General features: G+C 34.8%; 14 protein-coding genes and 1 tRNA gene. 5 read left to right on the top strand and 10 right to left on the bottom strand.

Annotation, left to right across the window (positions count from 1 at the left end):
- Window positions 1–133: 133 nt before the first annotated feature.
- Complete coding sequence (locus G3A47_RS13775; protein WP_166923240.1) at window positions 134–493, top strand: DoxX family protein; 360 nt, start codon at window positions 134–136, stop codon at window positions 491–493.
- 68 nt (window positions 494–561) lie between these two features.
- Here the strand turns inward: G3A47_RS13775 and G3A47_RS13770 are convergent, their stop codons facing one another.
- The 5 genes from G3A47_RS13770 to G3A47_RS13750 form a co-directional block, all read right to left on the bottom strand.
- Window positions 562–783 carry a heavy-metal-associated domain-containing protein gene (locus G3A47_RS13770; RefSeq protein ID WP_166923238.1) on the bottom strand — a complete coding sequence of 74 codons (222 nt, stop codon included), beginning with the start codon at window positions 781–783 and terminating at the stop codon, window positions 562–564.
- 95 nt (window positions 784–878) lie between these two features.
- Window positions 879–3,290 carry a heavy metal translocating P-type ATPase gene (locus tag G3A47_RS13765; protein ID WP_166923236.1) on the bottom strand — a complete coding sequence of 804 codons (2,412 nt, stop codon included), beginning with the start codon at window positions 3,288–3,290 and terminating at the stop codon, window positions 879–881.
- Window positions 3,291–3,380: 90 nt separating this feature from the next.
- Window positions 3,381–3,944, bottom strand: a complete 564-nt coding sequence (locus G3A47_RS13760; protein ID WP_166923234.1) for a helix-turn-helix domain-containing protein — start codon at window positions 3,942–3,944, stop codon at window positions 3,381–3,383.
- 614 nt (window positions 3,945–4,558) lie between these two features.
- Window positions 4,559–5,221: a GNAT family N-acetyltransferase gene (locus tag G3A47_RS13755; protein ID WP_243860462.1), complete on the bottom strand. Its 663-nt coding sequence runs from the start codon at window positions 5,219–5,221 to the stop codon at window positions 4,559–4,561.
- Window positions 5,222–5,588: 367 nt separating this feature from the next.
- Window positions 5,589–6,080, bottom strand: a complete 492-nt coding sequence (locus G3A47_RS13750; protein WP_166923232.1) for a DinB family protein — start codon at window positions 6,078–6,080, stop codon at window positions 5,589–5,591.
- Window positions 6,081–6,630: 550 nt separating this feature from the next.
- Here G3A47_RS13750 and G3A47_RS13745 point away from each other — a divergent pair.
- The 4 genes from G3A47_RS13745 (at window position 6,631) to G3A47_RS13730 (ending at window position 15,332) form a co-directional block, all read left to right on the top strand.
- On the top strand, window positions 6,631–11,928 hold the full coding sequence (locus G3A47_RS13745; protein WP_166923230.1) for a CHAT domain-containing protein: 5,298 nt from the start codon (window positions 6,631–6,633) through the stop codon (window positions 11,926–11,928).
- A 143-nt stretch (window positions 11,929–12,071) separates the two neighbouring features.
- Window positions 12,072–12,980: an N-acetylmuramoyl-L-alanine amidase gene (locus tag G3A47_RS13740; protein WP_166923228.1), complete on the top strand. Its 909-nt coding sequence runs from the start codon at window positions 12,072–12,074 to the stop codon at window positions 12,978–12,980.
- Between the two features lie 322 nt (window positions 12,981–13,302).
- A tRNA-Arg gene (locus tag G3A47_RS13735) sits at window positions 13,303–13,376 on the top strand.
- 345 nt (window positions 13,377–13,721) lie between these two features.
- The gene (locus G3A47_RS13730) at window positions 13,722–15,332 is read left to right on the top strand and encodes a serine hydrolase (RefSeq protein WP_166923226.1); all 1,611 of its coding nucleotides are present in this window, start codon (window positions 13,722–13,724) and stop codon (window positions 15,330–15,332) included.
- 112 nt (window positions 15,333–15,444) lie between these two features.
- Here the strand turns inward: G3A47_RS13730 and G3A47_RS13725 are convergent, their stop codons facing one another.
- The 5 genes from G3A47_RS13725 to G3A47_RS13705 all read right to left on the bottom strand — a co-directional run bounded on the left by G3A47_RS13725 (window position 15,445) and on the right by G3A47_RS13705 (window position 20,416).
- Window positions 15,445–16,308 (bottom strand): alpha/beta fold hydrolase, encoded by an 864-nt coding sequence (locus G3A47_RS13725; RefSeq protein WP_166923224.1) that lies wholly within the window; start codon window positions 16,306–16,308, stop codon window positions 15,445–15,447.
- A 93-nt stretch (window positions 16,309–16,401) separates the two neighbouring features.
- Complete coding sequence (locus G3A47_RS13720) at window positions 16,402–17,535, bottom strand: helix-turn-helix domain-containing protein (RefSeq protein WP_166923222.1); 1,134 nt, start codon at window positions 17,533–17,535, stop codon at window positions 16,402–16,404.
- Between the two features lie 126 nt (window positions 17,536–17,661).
- A complete protein-coding gene (locus G3A47_RS13715; RefSeq protein WP_166923220.1) occupies window positions 17,662–18,360 on the bottom strand; it encodes a DUF1826 domain-containing protein in 699 nt (232 codons plus the stop codon).
- 287 nt (window positions 18,361–18,647) lie between these two features.
- Entirely contained in the window at window positions 18,648–18,836 is a 189-nt protein-coding gene (locus G3A47_RS13710; RefSeq protein WP_166923218.1) for a cold-shock protein, read from the bottom strand.
- A gap of 155 nt (window positions 18,837–18,991) precedes the next feature.
- On the bottom strand, window positions 18,992–20,416 hold the full coding sequence (locus G3A47_RS13705) for a SusD/RagB family nutrient-binding outer membrane lipoprotein (RefSeq protein ID WP_166923216.1): 1,425 nt from the start codon (window positions 20,414–20,416) through the stop codon (window positions 18,992–18,994).
- Window positions 20,417–20,427: the final 11 nt, after the last annotated feature.

The following is a 20,427-nucleotide window of genomic DNA, read 5'->3' as shown; positions in this document are numbered from 1 at the left end:
ACTATAAGTGTTAGAATAAATCATCGATAACAAGTAAAAAAATCACTAAATTGTTCTATGAATAAGTGATCGGAGGTTTTATCTAAATTATTGTTGTACAGACTACTATTAACTAATAACCAAACTAAAAATTATGACAGTAGCAATCAAAATTTTAAACACGATTTTAATACTTTGTGCCTTTTTTATGGGGCTCAAACAAGGTTATGCAATGCTAACGGCGAAAACAGAAATGCTTCAAATGTTTGGCAAATGGAACTTTAGCAAAACGGCTGTAATGATTAATGGAACCGTTACTATCATCAGTGCTCTACTTATACTGTTTCCCAAAACTTTTGTTTGGGGCAATTTTTTAATGGCTGCCGGTATCTTAATGATTATCTGTTTTCATCTTTTAGACAAAGATTTAAAAGGTGTACTTATAGAATTACCTTTCCTTTTTCTGAATTTAGTCATCCTTTATTTGCAACATCCGCTTTCAAAAACAATTTAACATGAAAAGATTGGTTTATAAAAAGCCCTATCCGTTTTCCCCTTAGGTAACCGGATAGGGCTTGTGTTTTAAACCTCTAAAGGTTCTGCTTTGAAGCCTTTTTTCTTAACGATGGCAATTATTTCCTCTTCTGTGATTCCTTCTGCCTTTACGGTTAGGATTTTGTCGCTGTTAGCAGTATCTACCTCCCATTCGCAGATCCCTTCTGCGCCGTCCAGATCAGCTTTTACTTTTGATACACATCCGCCACAATTGATATTAGTCTTGAATTGAAATTCTTTATTTTCCATTTTATTTAAATTTATAGTATTGTTTTATTAGATTACAAAATTCAGCATAATACCGAAATCTGTTGTTGTGATTTTTCTTGTTTGATTTGTAATATTTACTTCTTCCATTTTAGACGTAAACTGTTAGTTACGACGCTCACACTACTTAAAGCCATTGCTGCTCCGGCAATCATTGGGTTGAGTAAAAAACCGTTGATTGGGTAAAGGATACCTGCAGCAACAGGAATACCGATAAGATTGTAAATAAAAGCCCAGAAAAGGTTTTGTTTAATGGTGGCAACCGTTTGTTTCGACAATCGAATGGCTTGCGGTATTTTGGTAAGGTCAGACGAAATGATGGTCATTTTAGCCACATCCATTGCGATATCTGAACCTTTGCCCATTGCGATACTTACGTCGGCTGTTGCTAATGCCGTACTGTCGTTGATCCCATCTCCTACCATTGCAACCACTTTGCCTTGTTGTTGCAACTCTTTTACAAAGCTGGCCTTGTGTTGCGGCAATACTTCTGCTTGGTAATGTTTGATACCAGTTTGTTCAGCAATAGCTTTGGCAGTGGCTTCGTTATCTCCCGTCAGCATATACAAGTCGATGCCCATATCCTGCATTTCTTTAATCGCTTGTACCGATGTTTCCTTTATTTTATCGGAAATCGCTACTACTGCAAGTGCTTCTTTACTGTTGGCGAACCAAATAACAGTTTTCGATTGTTTGCCCCATGCATCAGCTTGCTGTTGCAATTGTGCCGGTATGGTGATGTTGTTTTCTGCTAAAAGTTTTTTATTGCCAACATAGTAAGTGTCATCGTTATGATTAGCCTTTGCTCCCTTACCCGTAATACTGTCGAAATTAGATAAAGTAGTTGTAGCAATACCATTCAAATGTTTTACAACAGCTTCGGCCAACGGGTGTTCTGATTGTTTTTCGATGCTCAATAAAACGTCTTGGGTTGTGTCGTCATTATTCAACCATCGAATCCCGGTAACCTCCGGTCTTCCCTCTGTAATGGTTCCGGTTTTGTCTAAAACAATAGCATTTACCTTTTTAGCCAGTTCCAAACTTTCTGCATCTTTAATCAAGATTCCGTTTTCCGCACCTTTGCCAACGCCTACCATAATTGCAGTTGGGGTAGCCAAACCTAAAGCGCAAGGACAAGCAATTACCAATACGGTCACGGCTGCTAATAAGCCCTGAACCAGACCATTATCGCCACCAAGAAATAACCACAATACAAATGTCAAAATAGCGATACTAATAACTACGGGAACAAAGATGCCTGCAATTTGATCAACCAATTTCTGTACTGGTGCTTTACTTCCCTGTGCGTCCTGCACCATTTTGATGATTTGGGCCAACATTGTTTCTTTACCAACTTTAACCGCTTTAAACTGAAAGCTTCCTTTTTGATTGATTGTACCGGCAAAAACTTTTTCGTTTTCATTCTTTAATACAGGTACCGGTTCTCCGCTTAACATGCTTTCGTCTACATAGGAATTGCCTGAAACAACTATTCCATCGACTGCAATTTTTTCACCCGGCTTAACCAGTATAATATCGCCTGCGTTAACATCTTCAATCGCTTTTTGCCTTTCTGTGCCATCTGCTTCTATAACAATAACCGTTTTTGGTTGTAATCCCATTAGTTTTTTAATGGCTGATGAAGTATTGCCTTTTGCTTTTTCTTCCAATAGTTTACCTAACAGAATAAAGGCTACAATAACTGCTGCTGCTTCAAAGTACACGTGTGCATGTAAGCCACGTTGATGCCAGAAGTCCATGAACAACATATTAAATACACTGAAAATATAGGCAATACCGGTACTTAATGCTACCAATGTATCCATATTGGCAGAACGATGTTTTGCCTGTTTCCATGCATTAATAAAGAAATCTTTACCTAACCAAAGTACTACCGGGGTCGTAAATGCCCACATTATTTCATTACCGTAAGGCATATCCATAAAGAACATACCAATTACGACTACCGGAAGCGATAAAAGTACCGCCCAAATGGTTTTGTTTTTAAGTTTTCTGAATTTTTCGGCGTGGAGGGTCTCTAAAGTTTCTTGCTGTTTACTTTCGTCTTCAAGGAGTAAATCATAACCTCCGTCCTGTATTGCCTTTCTAATTTGCTCAGAATTGGTGATATTCGGAAGAAACTCTACGCTAAGATTTCCTGTACCAAAGTTTACCGAAGCATCTACAACACCGGGAGCATATTTTGCGACACTCTCGGCGCTGCCTGCACAAGAGGCACAGGTCATTCCTAAAACGGGATAGGTACTTTTAACGGTTGGAACTCCGTAGCCTAAGTCTTTTATTGCTTTTACAGCTTCTGCTACAACTTCGTTATCCTTTACAGTGATAGCCGCCCTGCGATTGTTTAGTTCTACTTTGTGGGTCTCTACTCCTTTTACCTGTGCGAGGCCTTTTTCGACTATTAATGCGCAGTGTTCGCTTTCTACATCCTCTAAGGGAATGTAAATTATTTCTCTATTTGTTGCCATAATTCAATTACTTTGTTTTCACATTGCAAAGTTGGCAAGAATAGAGAGAAATTCTGTTGTGAAATTATGGGTTTGATTTGTAAGATTTACTTAAACCTTATCCAATGGCTTGCGTTTATCTTCGCGTACATTTTTGAAATGACTGGGTGTAAGTCCTGTAACTTTCTTGAACTGGTTGCTTAAATAAGCCACGCTCGAGTAGTTCATTCGATCGGCAATTTCGCTTAGTGATAATTCATCGTAAACTAATAGTTCTTTTACCTTTTCTATTTTTTGTGCTATAAAATATTTCTCAATGGTCGTGCCCTCAATATCAGAGAACAAGTTCGAAAGGTAGTTGTAGTCGTTGTGGAGTGCATTACTCAAAACATCAGAAAGATTGGTCTTTGTATCATTTTCCTGATGGTGTACCAGATCAATAATGATATTTTTTATCTTTTCAATTATTCTGCTTTTTTTGTCATCGATGAGTTGAAAGCCTAAAGGGTTTAACACATTTTCAACTGCTTCACGCTCTTCTGTTATTAAATCTTTTTTAAGGGTAACTTCGCCCAGTTTTATATTGGTGGTCTCTATACCCAGCTTGTCCAATTCGTTTTGAATCACAAGAATGCAACGGTTACAAACCATATTTTTAATAAATAATGTACTCATAGTTTCGTTTAATCACAATTCATATTATAACATAAATGCGTAACAACAAATTTAAACTTAAAAATTAATAAAATTATTGATACGGAGTAATTAAGTGTTAAACGCGTTGAACTCTTTAAAATGATTTAGTGATATATTTCAGATTCGAGATGCTCTAAACGATTTGGGAGATTAGTAAAACCGCAATAAAGAAAACAATTGTAAACACCATTAAGTTGATCGCTCTGTCTTTTTTTCGCATAGATTTGTTGGATACATATAATTTAGTAATCGCTTTACTTCTTGTGTTATTTGCTTTCATATTTATTTAAAATTAATATTGTTAAACGTTTATTTTTTTTAATGTCCTGAAACAGTTATAATAACTTTTCGTTTTCAGAATCATTTGATTTTGGTTTATTTGAAAATAAATTCCTTTACTTTCAAACAAGCGACAAATGCTGTGCCAAAAAAGACTAAATAATAACAATTGTTGATTATCAATGTAATACAGTAGTTAAAAAATCTTAGCTTATGAAAACCTATCAAAATGATATGATCAGTAACTCAATATGATAAGATAACGAGGCTCCTGTTTGCTAGCTTATATATGTTAAAAAATTCGTTTATAATAGCTAACGATTATTATTCTCGCTTTTGAGAGGATCGTAAGACATTGCTGTGCACAAGCAGTTTTTTCTGTTTTTACTCTCAAGTATCAAACAGTTTACACATGACTTGCAGTTTTCCCAGAAATTGGGTTCAGCAGTCAGCTCTGAGTACGTGACCGGTTCGAAACCGAGTTCATGGTTTAATTTCATTACAGCCAGACCGCTCGTCAAACTAAAGATAATAGCTTTTGGATATTTATCTCTACTTAAACTGAAGATTTTTTCTTTAATTCTTTTAGCCAATCCGGTATGCCTGAACAGTGGAGCAACTATTAAACCTGAATTAGAAACATAGCGTCCTTCATCCCAAGCTGAAATAAAAGAAAAACCTGCCCAACTTCCATCTGCCGCAAAAGCAATTACTGCATCGCCACTCTTCATTTTTTCAGCTAGAAATTCCGGAGATCTGCCTGAGATCCCTGTTCCTCTATCTTTGGCTGATGAGAAAGTAACCTGGTAGATTTCGGTACTGTAAAAACTATCTTTTGCTGTTGCTATTCTAACAGTAAAATCAGAATGTAGTTCGGGAGTTTCACAATTAGGCACTCCATTTTTTATGTCTGTTTGTGAGTTTGTAAACTGCAAACCTTTACTTGAAATAAGTACATCAATATATCTGGTTTTCATATGATTTTGATACACTTCTGGTTTTGTGATTACTATGAAATATAGTATCAATTAGAAGGATGTATTGGTAAGTGCAATATGCATTCCAGTAGTAGAGAGAAAGTGTTTAAGTGTTTGATTACAAGACGTTTTAAAAGTGATCGATTTCTTTAAAAATAATGAAAGTCTTTTCAAAATGATAAAACCATTTCATTTTGATACAATTTTCATATCTAGATTTGTTAGTCCTGCTCAGATTGATATAAAGTTCCAGACTGATCTGCCATTTTTGTTTTGTTGTAGGTAGCTTATCATTATAGAAAATAGAGGCAAAAAGCCCCATCTGATTAAAATGGGGCTAACTAACTGAATACTTATATTTAGAAACCTACATCTCGTCAGCGCTAGGTCCGTAACTTCCCGGGATTGGTACGTTAAGTAGTCTTAAATAAACACCTAGTTGTGCTCTGTGATGTACAATTTGAGAATAAACCATTCTAATTACTTCATATTTGGTGTCTCTGCTATAGATTTGATCACCATTACGTAAAACCCATTCTTTTGAAAAGTTTTTTACATCTGCACGTTCTAAAGCTTCTTCTCCATTTTTAAGTGTTTCTTCAAAAAAGACCAGAATTTCTTCTGTAGATTGAGCGGCGGGAGGGCTATATGGATTCTTTTCAAAATCAAGTTCGTCGGTATCAATAATCATTTCTAACCATGCCGGCAATTCGGCAATATGAGCGGCTAGGTTTTTAAGTGCCATACTTTTGGGATGTGGCTGCCAGTCCAGTTTATCTGAAGGAATGCGGCTAAGCATTTTACGGGTTGTTATTGCTTCCTGCTCTATTTCTTTCTGTAATAATTTAATAAGTTCCATACTTTATGTGGTTTAATTTGTTTTATAATGCAAATAAAATCATGGCCGGTGACAACCCTATGTCAGGAGATTTTTAGGAAATGGATTTTTTAGTATTTTTTTAATGTTTTGATATACTTATAATTTATCTTTTGTGTATATAAACAAAGTATGTAATGTTATTTTTTATAAAAACTCCAGTTGTAAGGGCAAAAAAAGCTATTTTGCTTATTTTTAAAGTAATAAAGTAAATAAAACAGGTATAAATACTCTTTTATTGCTTTCTATGTATCGTTAATTTTGAGTATCTTAGGGACAATTAATTTGTAATCCAAAAATTAAGTTTTCTTCCTGATTTTTTTCTATTACATAGAAAAAGGATTTTTTATATGCCTTTATTTTTCTGTTTCATTTAATAGCAAATCAAAGTGTTATGCTGTTTTATTGAAATAAAAAATAGCAGAACATAAAATAGCGCGTTCCTACACTGCCTTAGTAAAACAATTATTTATATGCTGTGCTGATGAATACTTAAAATTCATTTTTATTCCCGTTAACTTAATACTAAACAATGAAAAACCAATTGATTAAATTTCCGGTAAAAGAAGTCCAAATTGACTCCCAAAATGCGGTAAAAACCTATTATATTGGCTCTGATACCCGAGGAGCAAATCGTGCCGAAGAAATCACTCTCGATAAAACCAACGAATATCTTCAGTTTGTGTATGAAGATGGTACTGCTTGGTTTGCTAATTCAGATACCATACACGAATTATTCCCTGAAATTAAAAACGCTACACGTGATAGTAGAGTTGCTTTTGAGATTCCAATCTATTTAGAGGCTACTGGTGAAAACAGAGGGATTATCGGGCAAATTATGCTAAAAGTAATCAAGGTGTTTACTAAACCCGCGATTAGTCGTCTGGTAAAAGATATTGCTGTTGATTTAGAAAACAAACACTTAAACGCAAGAGAGGGACTTAACCAGTTAAACAGTCTGTTTGAGTTGGTTGACTTTAAACCGGATAAAAAGCCAATCGACAAGCCTTATCTTCTTTTTATACACGGAACTAATTCAGATACTTTAGGAGCATTCAGTTCATTGCAAACCAATGAGACCTATGCCAAAATGGTAGCTCTTTACGGAACCAATATATTAGCTTATCAACACCGTACCCTTACCAAAAGTCCTTTATCAAATGTGGTTGGTTTGATTGAAAGTTTACCTACGGATATCACATTGCATATTGTTAGTCATTCGCGTGGAGGATTAGTTGGAGATATTCTCTCGAAATATTCTTCTAATAACGGTACTTTCCAAAAGGGGTTTTCAAAAGAAGAAATTGAACTTCTGAAAAAAGAAAACAGAACTGATGATTTGGAACAAATCCGAAAGTTGGATGATCTGTTTCAATACAAAAATATTACGGTTGAAAAATTTGTTAGGGTTGCCTCTCCTTCGGCTGGAACCTTACTGGCGTCGGAACGTATTGATCATTTGATTAACATATTATTCAATATGTTAGGAGATAAAGTAAATATAATTGCTGATCTAACCCACGAGCTCCTTAGTGCTGTATTAAACGAAAAAAATAATGTAGAGGCTTTACCGGGACTTGAAGCTATGAATCCCGGATCACCCTTTATAAAAGTGCTCAATAACAAGAGTAATTCCTCTGCTATTGATGGGAAATCCTTAATGGTCATTTCGGGTAATGGTAAGCTAAGTATCAGTTTTCACGGACTATTAATAATTCTGGGGAAACTGTTCTACCGACAAAGAAATGACTTGGTAGTCAATACCGATTCAATGTATTTAGGAGTTCCCAGAAAAAGCAATATCCAATATTTCTTTGAAGAAGCCAGTTATGTAGATCATGTTCATTACTTTCTGAATATAAGTACACAAACGGCTTTATTGAATGCATTAAAAACACCGGTTGGAGAAACGATACCGGGATATAAAAGTGTTGCACAACTCGAGGTTCCGGCCAGTGATCGCGGAGTCTTCGGATTGGATAGTGGTGAACTTTTTCCGGACGAAAAGGTACCATCTGGAAGAAAACCAATTGTGGTTTTACTCCCGGGTATCATGGGATCTAACATCTATGTTGAAGAAGATACTCGTTTATGGCTTAACTACTGGAGGATCATTAGTGGAGGTATGCGTAAAATGCCGGATCTTAATCCTACAAAATCAAAAGCTAAATCGGTTATAAAAACGTCTTATGCTAAATTATACCATCAGTTGTCTTTTACGTACGATGTGGTAATATTCCCATTTGACTGGAGGCAACCAATGGATATTAACGCAAAACTCTTCAACGAAAAAATTATAGACTTGATGACATTCAACAAGCCTATAAAAATTATTGGGCATTCTATGGGAGGAGTTTTAGTGCGTGATTTTATCGCGTATTATCCGCAGACCTGGAAAACTTTAAATGCAAGTCCCAATTTTAAGCTTCTTTTTTTAGGAACACCTTTAAAAGGATCACATCGTATTCTGGCGGTATTATTCGGAAAAGACAGTATCATCAACAAGTTGAGTAGTATTGACATAACACATACCAAAAAAGAATTAATTAACTTCTTTACTAAGCTACCCGGAATTTTGGCTCTATTGCCTTTAACCGAAACAGCTGATGAAGATTATTCTAATGGCGCCATCTGGAACAAACTGCGTATTGCTTTGGGAGATTCAGACTGGCCGATACCCGATGAGAAAGCCGGAGGTATTCTGGACGGTTTCAGACAATATCGCACCAAGGTAAATCAACTGGTAAATCAAAATGGAATTGATTATACCAATATGATTTACATTGCCGGTCAGGACAAAGAAACGGCCTGCGGCTATACGATCGAAAATAATAACTTATTTTTTGAATATACCCGCGAAGGGGATCATAGTGTAACATGGGAACTGGGGATTCCAAAAGAATTAAAAGAAAAAAAACAGGTATACTTTAGTACTATCACACACGGAGATCTGGCGAATGCCCCTTCCCTGTTCCCTGCTATTGAAGAACTTCTTTCCAAAGGAATAACTTCAAAATTATCTCAGGTAAAACCTTCCTTCAGAGACGGTTCTTCAACTTTTAGAGTAACAGAACACTTTGACTTTGATCTTTCCGAAAACGGACTGGAAAATACCATTTTGGGAGTTGGATCTTCTAAAGAGATTACAACCAATCAAAATCCGGTTGCAGTCAGCATTAGTTATGGCGATTTGTCTTATGCCACGTTTCATGTTATGGCGGGACATTTTAAAAATGAGGCCATTGTATATGCAGAAAAATCTATTGATAAAAACCTGAATTCGATACTTAAATACAAACAAAGCATCGGTTCTTATCCCGGTGATATCGGAACCAATGAAATTATAAATAGTGATAATCCTTTTTTTAAAGGAGCTATAATTGTCGGTCTGGGCGAGCCTGGGAAGTTAACATCGTATTCGCTAACAAAAACGATCGAAATTGGTGTAACAGATTACCTACTGAAACTATGTAGTTCCAAAAACTGTCCGGACAGTGTTGGGATATCGACCCTTTTAATTGGTAGTGGTTATGGTGGATTATCGATACAAAATTCAACAAGAGCCATTATTGAAGGTATTAATAAGGCTAATAACAATATAGCGTCTTTAACAGATAATAGCCAATGTAGGGTCTCAAACCTTGAATTTATTGAACAAGATGAGTTAAATGCAGTAAATTGCCTTTTCGCCGCTAAAAAATTAGAACTTGACAAAAACGAGACCCACAATATTTTTTTAGAAAAAAATACAATTAAAAAACTGTTTGGAGCAAAGAAAAAATTCCGTCTCGAGAATGCAAATGACTGGTGGAACAGAATTACGATCAAAACACAAACAACTTCTGTCAATAAAAAAGTACTTAAACGATTAAATTTTAATGCTACTACAGCGGATGCAAGACAAGAAGAAAATGAATTATTTTCGAGTACTGCTTTAATAGATATTTTTATAAAAGAGATGTCAGTTAATAATAATTGGTCTGGTCAGCATGCGCAAACGCTTTTTGAACTGATGATCCCAAATGATTTTAAAGATCAGTTAAAACGTAAAGGATCTATTATTTGGGTTTTAGATAAAGAAAGTGCTGCCTATCCTTGGGAACTGCTACAGGACAATTCTGCCAATGCTAAGCCAGTCTGTATTGAAGCCGGTATGATCAGACAGCTTGTTACAAAAAATTACAGGCTTCAAATTAACAGAGTAACCAATGAAAAAGCCTTAATTGTTGCCGACCCGTTATTAAACAGTACTACGATAAATCAATTGGCAGGAGCTGCTCGAGAAGGACAGGCCGTGGAAAATTTAATGAATTACAGAAATTATGACTGTAAATCCTTAATAAACAGAAGTGCTACCGAAATTATTTCGGCCTTATTTTCTGAAGGTTACAAGATTATCCACTTAGCCGGTCATGGTGTCTATGATCCCGAAAATCCGGAAAGAACCGGTATGGTTATCGGAGACGAGATTTTCCTCACTCCTTCTCAGATTAAACAAATGAGTAACGTTCCGGAGTTTGTTTTTGTAAACTGTTGCCATTTAGGAAAAATAGAAGCGGTTGACGATCAATTGTACCAACAACGTTATCAATTGGCAGCCAATATTGGGACACAACTTATAGAAATTGGGGCGAAAGCAGTAATTATAGCAGGCTGGCAAGTAGATGACAGTGCTGCCGAAAAGTTTGCAACAGTATTCTATGATGAGTTTTTTGACGGATCCTCTTTTGGAAATGCCGTTAAAAAAGCCCGCACCGCTATTTATGATACTACAGACTCAAAAAACAATACCTGGGGTGCGTATCAATGTTATGGTGATCCTTATTATAAACTTGATAAACGACAATCAAAAGTAGTTAAAGAAGAGAAAAATTACATCATTGAAGAAGAGGTTGTTATCGATTTAGAAAATCTGCTCAATACTCTTGATGTTAGAGATACACAACTAAATGATGTGCTCGAAAATTTAAAAATTATTTCTGACGGTCGCGTCAAAGCAACTATTGCTTCGAGCACAAAAATAACGGAGCTTGAGGCGTTGATCTATTATGAACTGGGCATGTACCAACAGGCAGATCTTAAATTTGAGACTTTAAAAAATACAGAAGATGCTAAATTTTCAGTATTGGCATTAGAAAAGTTCTGCAACAATAAAGCGCATCTGTATTTTGAAAATTACCTCAAAAATAGTGATAGCGCGGTAGCTTTAAAAGGTTTGGGTGAACTTGAAAAATACTACGGCTTATTGTCACAAATTAATGACACCTCAGAACGAAAATGTCTTCTTGGCGGTACCTTAAAAAGAATTGGATTTATTTCTAAAACCACTACTGAAAAAACGAAAGCTTATGAGAGAGCAATCGGGCTTTACAAAATAGCCTTTGACAATAGTCAGAAATTTTATGCCTTAAATAATTACCTGATTTTTCAGACTATACTGGATATGGATAAGCCTGCCGCGCAATGGAAAATCTCTTCAACTGAAAAAGTGGCTTATAAAAACGCATTGATCAATAAAATCCAGGAACTGGGCGATGCACAAATCAATATGGATTATTGGGAAAAAGCCGATTACAATTGTAGCAAACTAGTGCTTTTTTTCTTAGATCCTAAAATGTATAAAGAAGAAGTTGAATGGGAAAAATTGTTTCACTCCTATAAAGAAACACGTGAGAAGTATGGTTCTATTGGTAAGAAAAAGGCTGAAATATCTAACTTGACACTGATACTGGGTGCTTTTGATATTTTAAAAAGTGACAAAGAGGGTATTCTTATCAATAAGCAAGCACAACAATTAAAAACTAAAATCGGTTTATTAAAGCTGCAATAAGGAATAGCGTCTTTATGAAGTATCCCCATTTCATTACTATCAAAAAAGTATGCTTTGACTTCCTTTTTAGACATGAGAACTATAACGGAGGGAATAAAAATGAAGCACAATAAATTAATACTAATTTTAAAACAGAAATGATCATGGAAATAAATAAAGACTGGCTGGTTGTCGATACGGCTACAGGTAAAATTAAAAAACTGGTTTCTCCAAACGCTCGCTATAATATCGTTCCTAAGTTTTTGGTTATTCATTATACGGCCGGTGATACTGCAGATTCTGCTATTAACTGGTTTATGACTCCACAAGACAAAGGAAATCCAGACCGAATTGCAGCGCATATTGTGGTAGATGTTGATGGTACGATTACACAACTGGTTCCTTTTAACAGAAGAGCGAATCACGCCGGTTATAGTGTGTGGGATAAAATATCCGGATTTAATGATCATGCTATCGGTATCGAAATTGTTAATCCGGGTTATTTAGAAAAAGTTGCCGACGGAAGCTACCGAAGACGTGTTGGGCAAGACAAAAACAAAAAACCGGTTTACAAAACCTACCCTGCTTCTATCGCATCAAAAATTTATGTTGGCAACCATAAACATAAGTTTTGGACAGATGCCGATAATCATCTTTGGTTTCTGTATCCAAAAGCACAATTAGAAGCCGTTTACAAACTATCAAGTTTGCTAATTCAACACTATCAATTGACTACCGCAATTGGACACGATGATATCTCCCCTGCCCGTAAGCCTGATCCGGGACCTGCATTTCCATGGGATGATTTTAAAAATGCCGTATTTGGAAAAATAGATTTTGTAGGTAGAATTTTTAAGGTTACGGAAGATGGTACTAATTTTAGAAACCAGCCATCAACAGAAAACACCCCAATAAAAAAACTAAAGAAAGATTATGAAGTAGGTCTTATAGAAACCAATGGCTCCTGGTGCAAAGTTTATTTGGTAAACGACAAAAAAGATGTCGTTAATTCAGATGGCAGCAGCAAGAAGGAAATTGGATGGATACACAACTCGTTGTTGGTATTAAAATAGGCTTAATTATTGAAAAAATAGAAAGAAAACGCATTGTTTATCATTAAAACTCAATTTTTTTTAAAACTCAAGTTAGCGACAAACCAATAACTGATACCTGTAATTGGATTATTCATTATTCAGAATATCAAAGTCTTACTGATAAAATAGTAAATTTTAGTTTGTGTGAGATCTAAATAAAATCAGTGATTAAAAGCTATGCTAAGGGATTCTAACCAGAACAAGCTTATTTTTTCCTTGTTTATCTCACATTTATGTCTATCTTTGCACCCGCAATATGCGCTCAAACAAAGCTGTTAAATCTGGCTTAACTGAGAAAAAAGGCCTCGTGGCGCAACTGAATAGCGCATCTGATTACGGCTCAGAAGGTTACTGGTTTGAATCCAGTCGAGGTCACTCTACGGGAGAAAAGATAATTTTTATCTTTTCTCCCTTTTTTATTTGCCTATAACTCCCCAATTCTTCTCTTATTTTTCAATGCTTTAGAAGCTTGGTCTCTATAAGCTTCTAATATTACATTATAAGGATACTGAAAGATTTTGGAATCAGATGGAGAAAATATAACCACATGGAATTTGAAAAAGGAAAAGTCAATTGCCAACAATTGTTAGCTTAGCTTGCGCTCTGAATTTTGTTTGAAAATTCAGTTAGAATTTTTATTTGTAATCTTTTATTATAAATTTACACAACTGTCACAAAGGGCAAACCGTTAGTTAGAATTCCATAAAAAATCAAAAAAATATGAAGTCAATTCAGTCAATCACTTTTATTTTATTATTTATAACACAATTGGGTTTTGCACAAAGTAAGAAAGAAAAATTAGAACAACTTTTTGAATTTTACAATCAACAAAATCTATTTAACGGTTCTGTTTTTATTTCTGAAAAAGGAGAAACTTTACTAAATAAAGGTTATGGATTATCAAATGTAGATTCAAAAAAGGAGAATAACGCTAACAGTATTTTTCAAATATATTCGATTACAAAAACTTTTACAGCAACGGTAATTTTAAAATTAGTAGAAGAGGAAAAACTTTCATTACAGGATAAACTTTCAAAGTTCTATCCGGATTATCCCGATGCAAATGCTATTTCAATTGAAAGTTTGCTAACCCATACCTCTGGAATTTATGACTATACGAGAGGAAATGATATGAAAGACCAAGCGGAAAAATCATTTGTTGAATTTCAAAAAACAAAACCTTTGGATTTTCCAGTTGGAACTGATTGGAGTTATTCTAACTCGGGATATTATTTTCTAGGCTATGTAATTCAAAAAGTTACCGGAATGAGTTACGAGAAAGCAGTTGAAAAGTACATATTTAAACCATTGAAAATGAAGCATAGTGGCTTTGCTTTTAAAAATCTAAAAAGTGAAAATAAAGCCATTGGCTATGAGATTTTTTCTGAAAAAGAACAAAAACCATCGATTGTTTATGACCCGCCTATGCCTTTTGCAGCTGGTGGAATATACTCAACTGTTGAAGATTTAAACAAATATTATAATGGACTTAAAAATTACAAAATTATCTCCAAAAAAAGTTTAGAAAGTGCATATACACCTTTCAAAAAAAATTATGGTTATGGTTGGATTACAATGCCAATGTTTGGAAAAAAGACAGTTGGTCATAGTGGTTATGGAGCTGGTTTTTGTAGCAATTTTGTTCAAATTCCCGAAGATGATATCTGCATTATACTGCTTACAAATACAGAAAGAGGTCTAAACACTGCCACTTATGCTATTATGAAAACTTTATATAATTTGTATAATAAAGATTATAAAATTCCAATTGTAGCCAAAATAAACTCAGAAACTTTAAAGCAATATGAGGGAACCTATCAAGTAGAAGACAATTTTGTAATTTATCTTACAACTGAAAACAATAAATTAAAATTGCAAAGTGGAAACGGGCCCACAACTATTCTATATCCTGTAAAAGAAAATTTATTTTACGCTGAAGAATTAATGGGTGATGTAATTTTTGAAAGAAACAAAACTTCAGAAATAGAGTCATTAAGTTTTCATGTAGGAAATCAACTAAAAAAAGCAAAAAAAATATTTCCTTCTTGGGGAATTGTAGGAAGTGCCACAGAAAAAGGCTGGGAAGGTCCGGATGCAAAACTTTCTGAAGCTGAAACAAAAGGAATTTGGACAATTAAAAATGTGACTTTAAAAACTGGAGAGCTTAAATTTCGTTTTAATGACGATTGGACTTTAAATTTTGGAAAAGATATGAGCGACGGAATAATGCCAAAAGGAGATAATATAGAAATTTTGACAGGCGTTTATGATATTACTTTGGACATAACTGATTACGAAAAACCAAAATACAAAATTTTCAAGAAAAGTTAAAAAAATGCCCCGCTCTACGAAGTGTTCTTTTTTACGCTGCGCAAAAGGCATTTACGCAGCTTTTCATGAGAACACTTCAGAGAACGTGGAATTTATTACTAACTACATCAACTTAAGGCAGCTTAGAAATAAGAAATTTGATATTATCTATTACAAGTTCGGGTTCATCATGATGGATATAATGTCCTGATTTTACTGTTGCAATATGCGTAAAATCAGTGATACCCTTTCCTAGCTGCTCATGTGCCTCAAACCATTTTTCTCTATTTTGTTTATTGATTTCGTCAGCTGTATTGTTATTTTCATCGGGCTTCATACTTGTTAGTACAACTACAGGAATATTGGGTAAAATTGGTAATGAACTACCATAAGCAAGATCTGTTGTAATTTCTTTCGCTTCTTTTGCGCCGGCAAAATTTGCACCATACGCCTTTACAAACGCATCATAAACTATGCTTGCTGCTTCGGGATTATTATACTTTTCGTGCATTGGGTCTATAAATAGTATAGCTGCTGACTTATCGGGATTTTTTATGGCATAATCCCTTATTATCATTCCTCCTAATGAATGTCCGATTAATATAACCTTTCTTCCTTTTGCATATTTATCAATCATGGCCTCCAATTCGATGCGCAATGTATTAATGTCTCTTTGCTTATTATCAATACCGGATTTACCATATCCTGCTCTGTCGTAGATTAAAATATCCGAATTAACGGCAGAAGAAAAATCAATCAATTCAGACTTTTCCCCGGAAGGCATCCATGATTCATGTCCGTCACCCAAACCGGATTCGCATACAATGAGATATTTTGATTTTTTACTGACACTATAAGCTTTTAATTGATGAGTAGCCAGATTTACAAAGGATTCTGAGTAACCGGAAGAATTCTCATGGTCATCTTTTGAGCATGAAATTAAAAAAAGCCCTATTAGAAAAAGGGTTTTGAGAAGATTGGCATTTGTTTTAAACATGATTTCTATTTTAAGTTGTTTTCTTTGGCAAATATTGAGTTTGTTTGCCTTACGAAGGTTCTAACTTATGAATCCGAACATGTTTTTTAGATTTTATCGCGATCCTTTTTTAAATTCAGAAGGAGTTTGATTTGTTATTTTTTTAAAAGTGGTGTTAAATACTGTTTTCGAATTGAAACCAACTTCATACGCAATACCAATGAGATTTAAATGATCCATTTTAGGGTCGATAATCATTTTCTTGGCCTCCTCTACCCGATATCGGTTGACAAATTGATAGAAGTTTTCATTAAAGCCGGCATTGATACTATAAGATAGCAAATGTGGAGAAGTATTTAATATGCCGGCAAGTTTTATTAAGCTTAGTTCAAAATCCAAAAACGGTTTTTCTTTTTCCATTATTTCTATTAACCTAACTTTCATCTCGGCCAACTTTTCATCAGAGATAATTTTTTTTCTATTTTCCTCTGTATCGAAAGTTTCGGTGATTATAGAATTAATTGCATTTGTCTGCTCTTTATTAAATGGAAAAACCTCTTTTTGTTTTAAGGAATAAAAAGCAATGAAGCAAATACCAAAAAAATTAACAAGACTTGAAAAGTAATCATACCACAAATAATCATCAGATAACTGAAAAAGAATATCTGCCAGCCAGATAGTTGTTAGAAATAAAACGCAAATACTTATTTGTTTTAACCAGTTTAGATTTGTTGTTTCAGTATTAGAAGAATATAAATAGAGATTTTTTTGGTATTTATCAATTCTATTATATCCTGCAATGCAATATAGGGTTACCATCATACAGAACAAAATCCCGAAAATCAGTACCGTGTAGTATTCTATTTCCTTTTCATTGGCTGTTTTTATTTCATTGCTTACCAAAAATTGAGAAAGAATGATTAGCCCCATCATCAGAATTGCCAATGAAAAATGAAAATTATCCCGTACCTTCCATTTTCTGGCTGGATCAACATAATAAATAATACTAAAATAAAAAACCGGAGCAATAATCAGGCTGGCTACACTTAGAATTTCTAATGCAAAAGAGGTTTCTGAAAAATAATGTGATTTTTGAAAAAGCGTATCAATCTGAATTAAAAAAATGCAAAGAATAAAAGTCCCGAACCAGCGATTAGCTTTGATATTTACTTTACTTAAATTTAAATAGATAAGAAATGCCAAGAAAAAAGTCGGTCCGCTGATAAGGCCTTCCAGGATCGGATTCATAGTAAAATTTTAAACATTATGATAATGGTCAAATTTACTTATTTGTTGCAAAAAGGAGACGAATTTATTTAACACTTTTATTATTTAAATAAATGAATTTTGTGCCTCTCGTAGCATTTCTGGACTTTAACAAATCAACAACAAGCGATATTCTCCTTCATTTTCAACGGGTGCTCTGTGAATACAAGGTAACACTTTTTGTTTCGGGTGATCGACAGCCAGACGCCAAAGATGCATTTGTCCTAAATTAATAGGTTCTGCATTCTCTTGTAACTGATAGTGCAAATCAAAGTAATTTTCGATTAAAAAGTTTTCGAATTCTTCTGGTGGTCCATCATGCAGCTCTTTTAATTTTGCTCGTACTTCCGGAATTAGAATTTTCTGCTTTGCTTGCGAATTAGAAACAATATCGCTCGCGGCTCCATGATAAGTACATAAAAAAGTATCAGTTGCAATGGGTGAACGATCAACGTGAAACGAATACACATCAGTCGATATGAAATCAAATTCATCATCACGCTCATAACACTTTAGTAAGTTCAGAGAGGGTGAAGCTCCATAATCTGTTAATAATTGTAAATCGTTTAAGATTATTTCTCTGGCTATACTACCCTTTTCTGAAAGTTGGAGTTCAATTAAATCTTTAGGAAAAACTTCCGTTATATTTTCTTTTAAACGTAGTTGGCTTACAATCTCTTTAAAATCGCCATCCAAATTTCTATACCAGCATAACGCATTTGTTTCTCCCTTGAAATCGGTATGTACAAGCTCGAAGAAACTAGATACCATGCCAATTTGGTTATTGGTAGAAAAGGTATTATTCATAGTACAGTATTAAAATGCTAATTATTTCACTTATAGCAAAATTATGTAATAGCTGTTAGTTGAGAAATTTTTATAACAATAATTTTTTTTTGAAGTTCCTGCATTTTCTTACTACAAAAAACTAAGGATGTCATTTCCGGAAATTTATCATAGATAATTTCGAATTTCGGAGATGGTCTGCCTTTCTTTTGAGATTATTAGCATTTTGTTTTAATGTCGAAATAAACATAATAAAAAAAGCATCTGCCAGTGACAGATGCTTTTTTTACATTTTCTTGTAGTGTTTTTTATACTACAACAACGTTTACGGCGTTAGGGCCTTTTTTTCCGTCTGCCACATCATAACGTACTTCATCGTTCTCACGAATATTTTCGGTTAGACCTGAGACATGAACAAAGACCTCATTTCCACCATTCTTTGGTATAATGAACCCAAAACCTTTCTCTTCATTGAAGAATTTAACTGTACCTTCCATGCTAAAATAATTATTTGTTATACACAAATGTAGCATTATTTAACAGTACTATTCTGAAAATAAAATTTTATATTTTAATATTTTATTTGTAACTTAATTCGCTCAATTAAAGGTAAGAAAAAATATGAATTAGATATCATTAATTCAAACCTAATTTACTTTGCATCAAACCATAGCTTTGTAGTGAGTAAGTCCTTACCTTGCCCTACTATAGCAGCCTGATAACTAGCACCATTTAACGATTGCTCTGTACCGGGATAAAAGAAACGCGAAGGAATCTGTCCGTCTAAAACGGTAGCGGGACCAGCTGTTAACACAGGATAGTCAAGTCTTCTCCACTCTGTAAAAGCATCAAGTCCTTGTCCGAAGAAAGCAATCCATTTTTGTGTACCAATCGATTTGGCGTAATTGGCTGCATCGTATTTTACTGTTGGTTGATTGAGATAATCTGAAATAACGGTTGCATTGTTGATCCCAAATTGATTGAATGATGCCGTAATTGCATTTTTATAAAGTTGCTCTGCATCTCCGGCAATGTAACCACGGGCTACAGCTTCAGAAAGATTAAACAATACTTCAGAATAAGAAACAAGTACCGCCGGTGATGACGAAGTCAGAAAGTAAGTACCCGGTTTTGAAGTTTTGGCAAAACCCTGACTATTTGCATCACTGTTTGACAATCCGTTAGCGCCTCCAACGTACTTCCCTACGCTTGCATCTGATGGCAATTGTGCGTAAACCGGTAAACGAGGATCGGATAGCTCATTTAGTTTGTCTACCAAGGTTTTCGAAATACGAAAATCATCACGGGTTTCAAACCAAGCTGATGCGGGATTTTGCTGAGGCGAACTGGTGTAAATAAACTGAAAGATTTCACTATTGCTGCTAATTACCCCTGCAGCATCGGTTGTTGCGTCAATCGCTGCTTGTTTGGCTAAAGCTGGTTCTTTATCTGCAATTCGCAACGCTATACGCAGACGAAGTGAATTTATCAGTTTTTTCCATTTTGTAATATTGCCTTTATAAGCCAAATCACCGGTTACTGTACCATTTGTGGTAGCCAATAAAGATTGAGCACGTTTTAGATCTTCAAGCAAGCCAGTATACACTTCCTTTTGTGTATTGTAGGCCGGTGTTACTTTTAAGCCGGCTTCTTTATAAGGTATACTTCCGTAAGCGTCGGTCAATAGTAAAAAAGTCCACGAGCGTAAAGTCAGAGCAATACCTTTATAATTTGAATTGGCCTGCTCCTCCGGAAAATTCAGAATCGTATTCAAATCCGTGATCAAGGTAGAATAGCCTGTATTCCACAATGAAGTGAAAGAGTTGTTAGATACGTCGTATCGATCCGGTTCGGTATATTGGATTTTTGCCCAATGCTGAACAAATAACAATGACGCATTAAAATTGTTTTCTGAACCCCAATATAAGTCCGCGCCTTGTTTTAATGTTCCTGTTAACAGGAAAGGTGCCACCGGTGTTTCAGTTGCATTTGGATTTTTATTGATATCATCCAAAGTATCACTGCATGACGTTAGTGTCAATGCAAATAAAAATATATAGGATAGTCTTTTTAGCATGATTGCGTATT

The organism is Flavobacterium poyangense (assembly GCF_011751075.1).
Taxonomy (GTDB): Bacteria; Bacteroidota; Bacteroidia; order Flavobacteriales; family Flavobacteriaceae; genus Flavobacterium; species Flavobacterium poyangense.
This window is presented reverse-complemented; position numbering and strand designations above follow the sequence as displayed.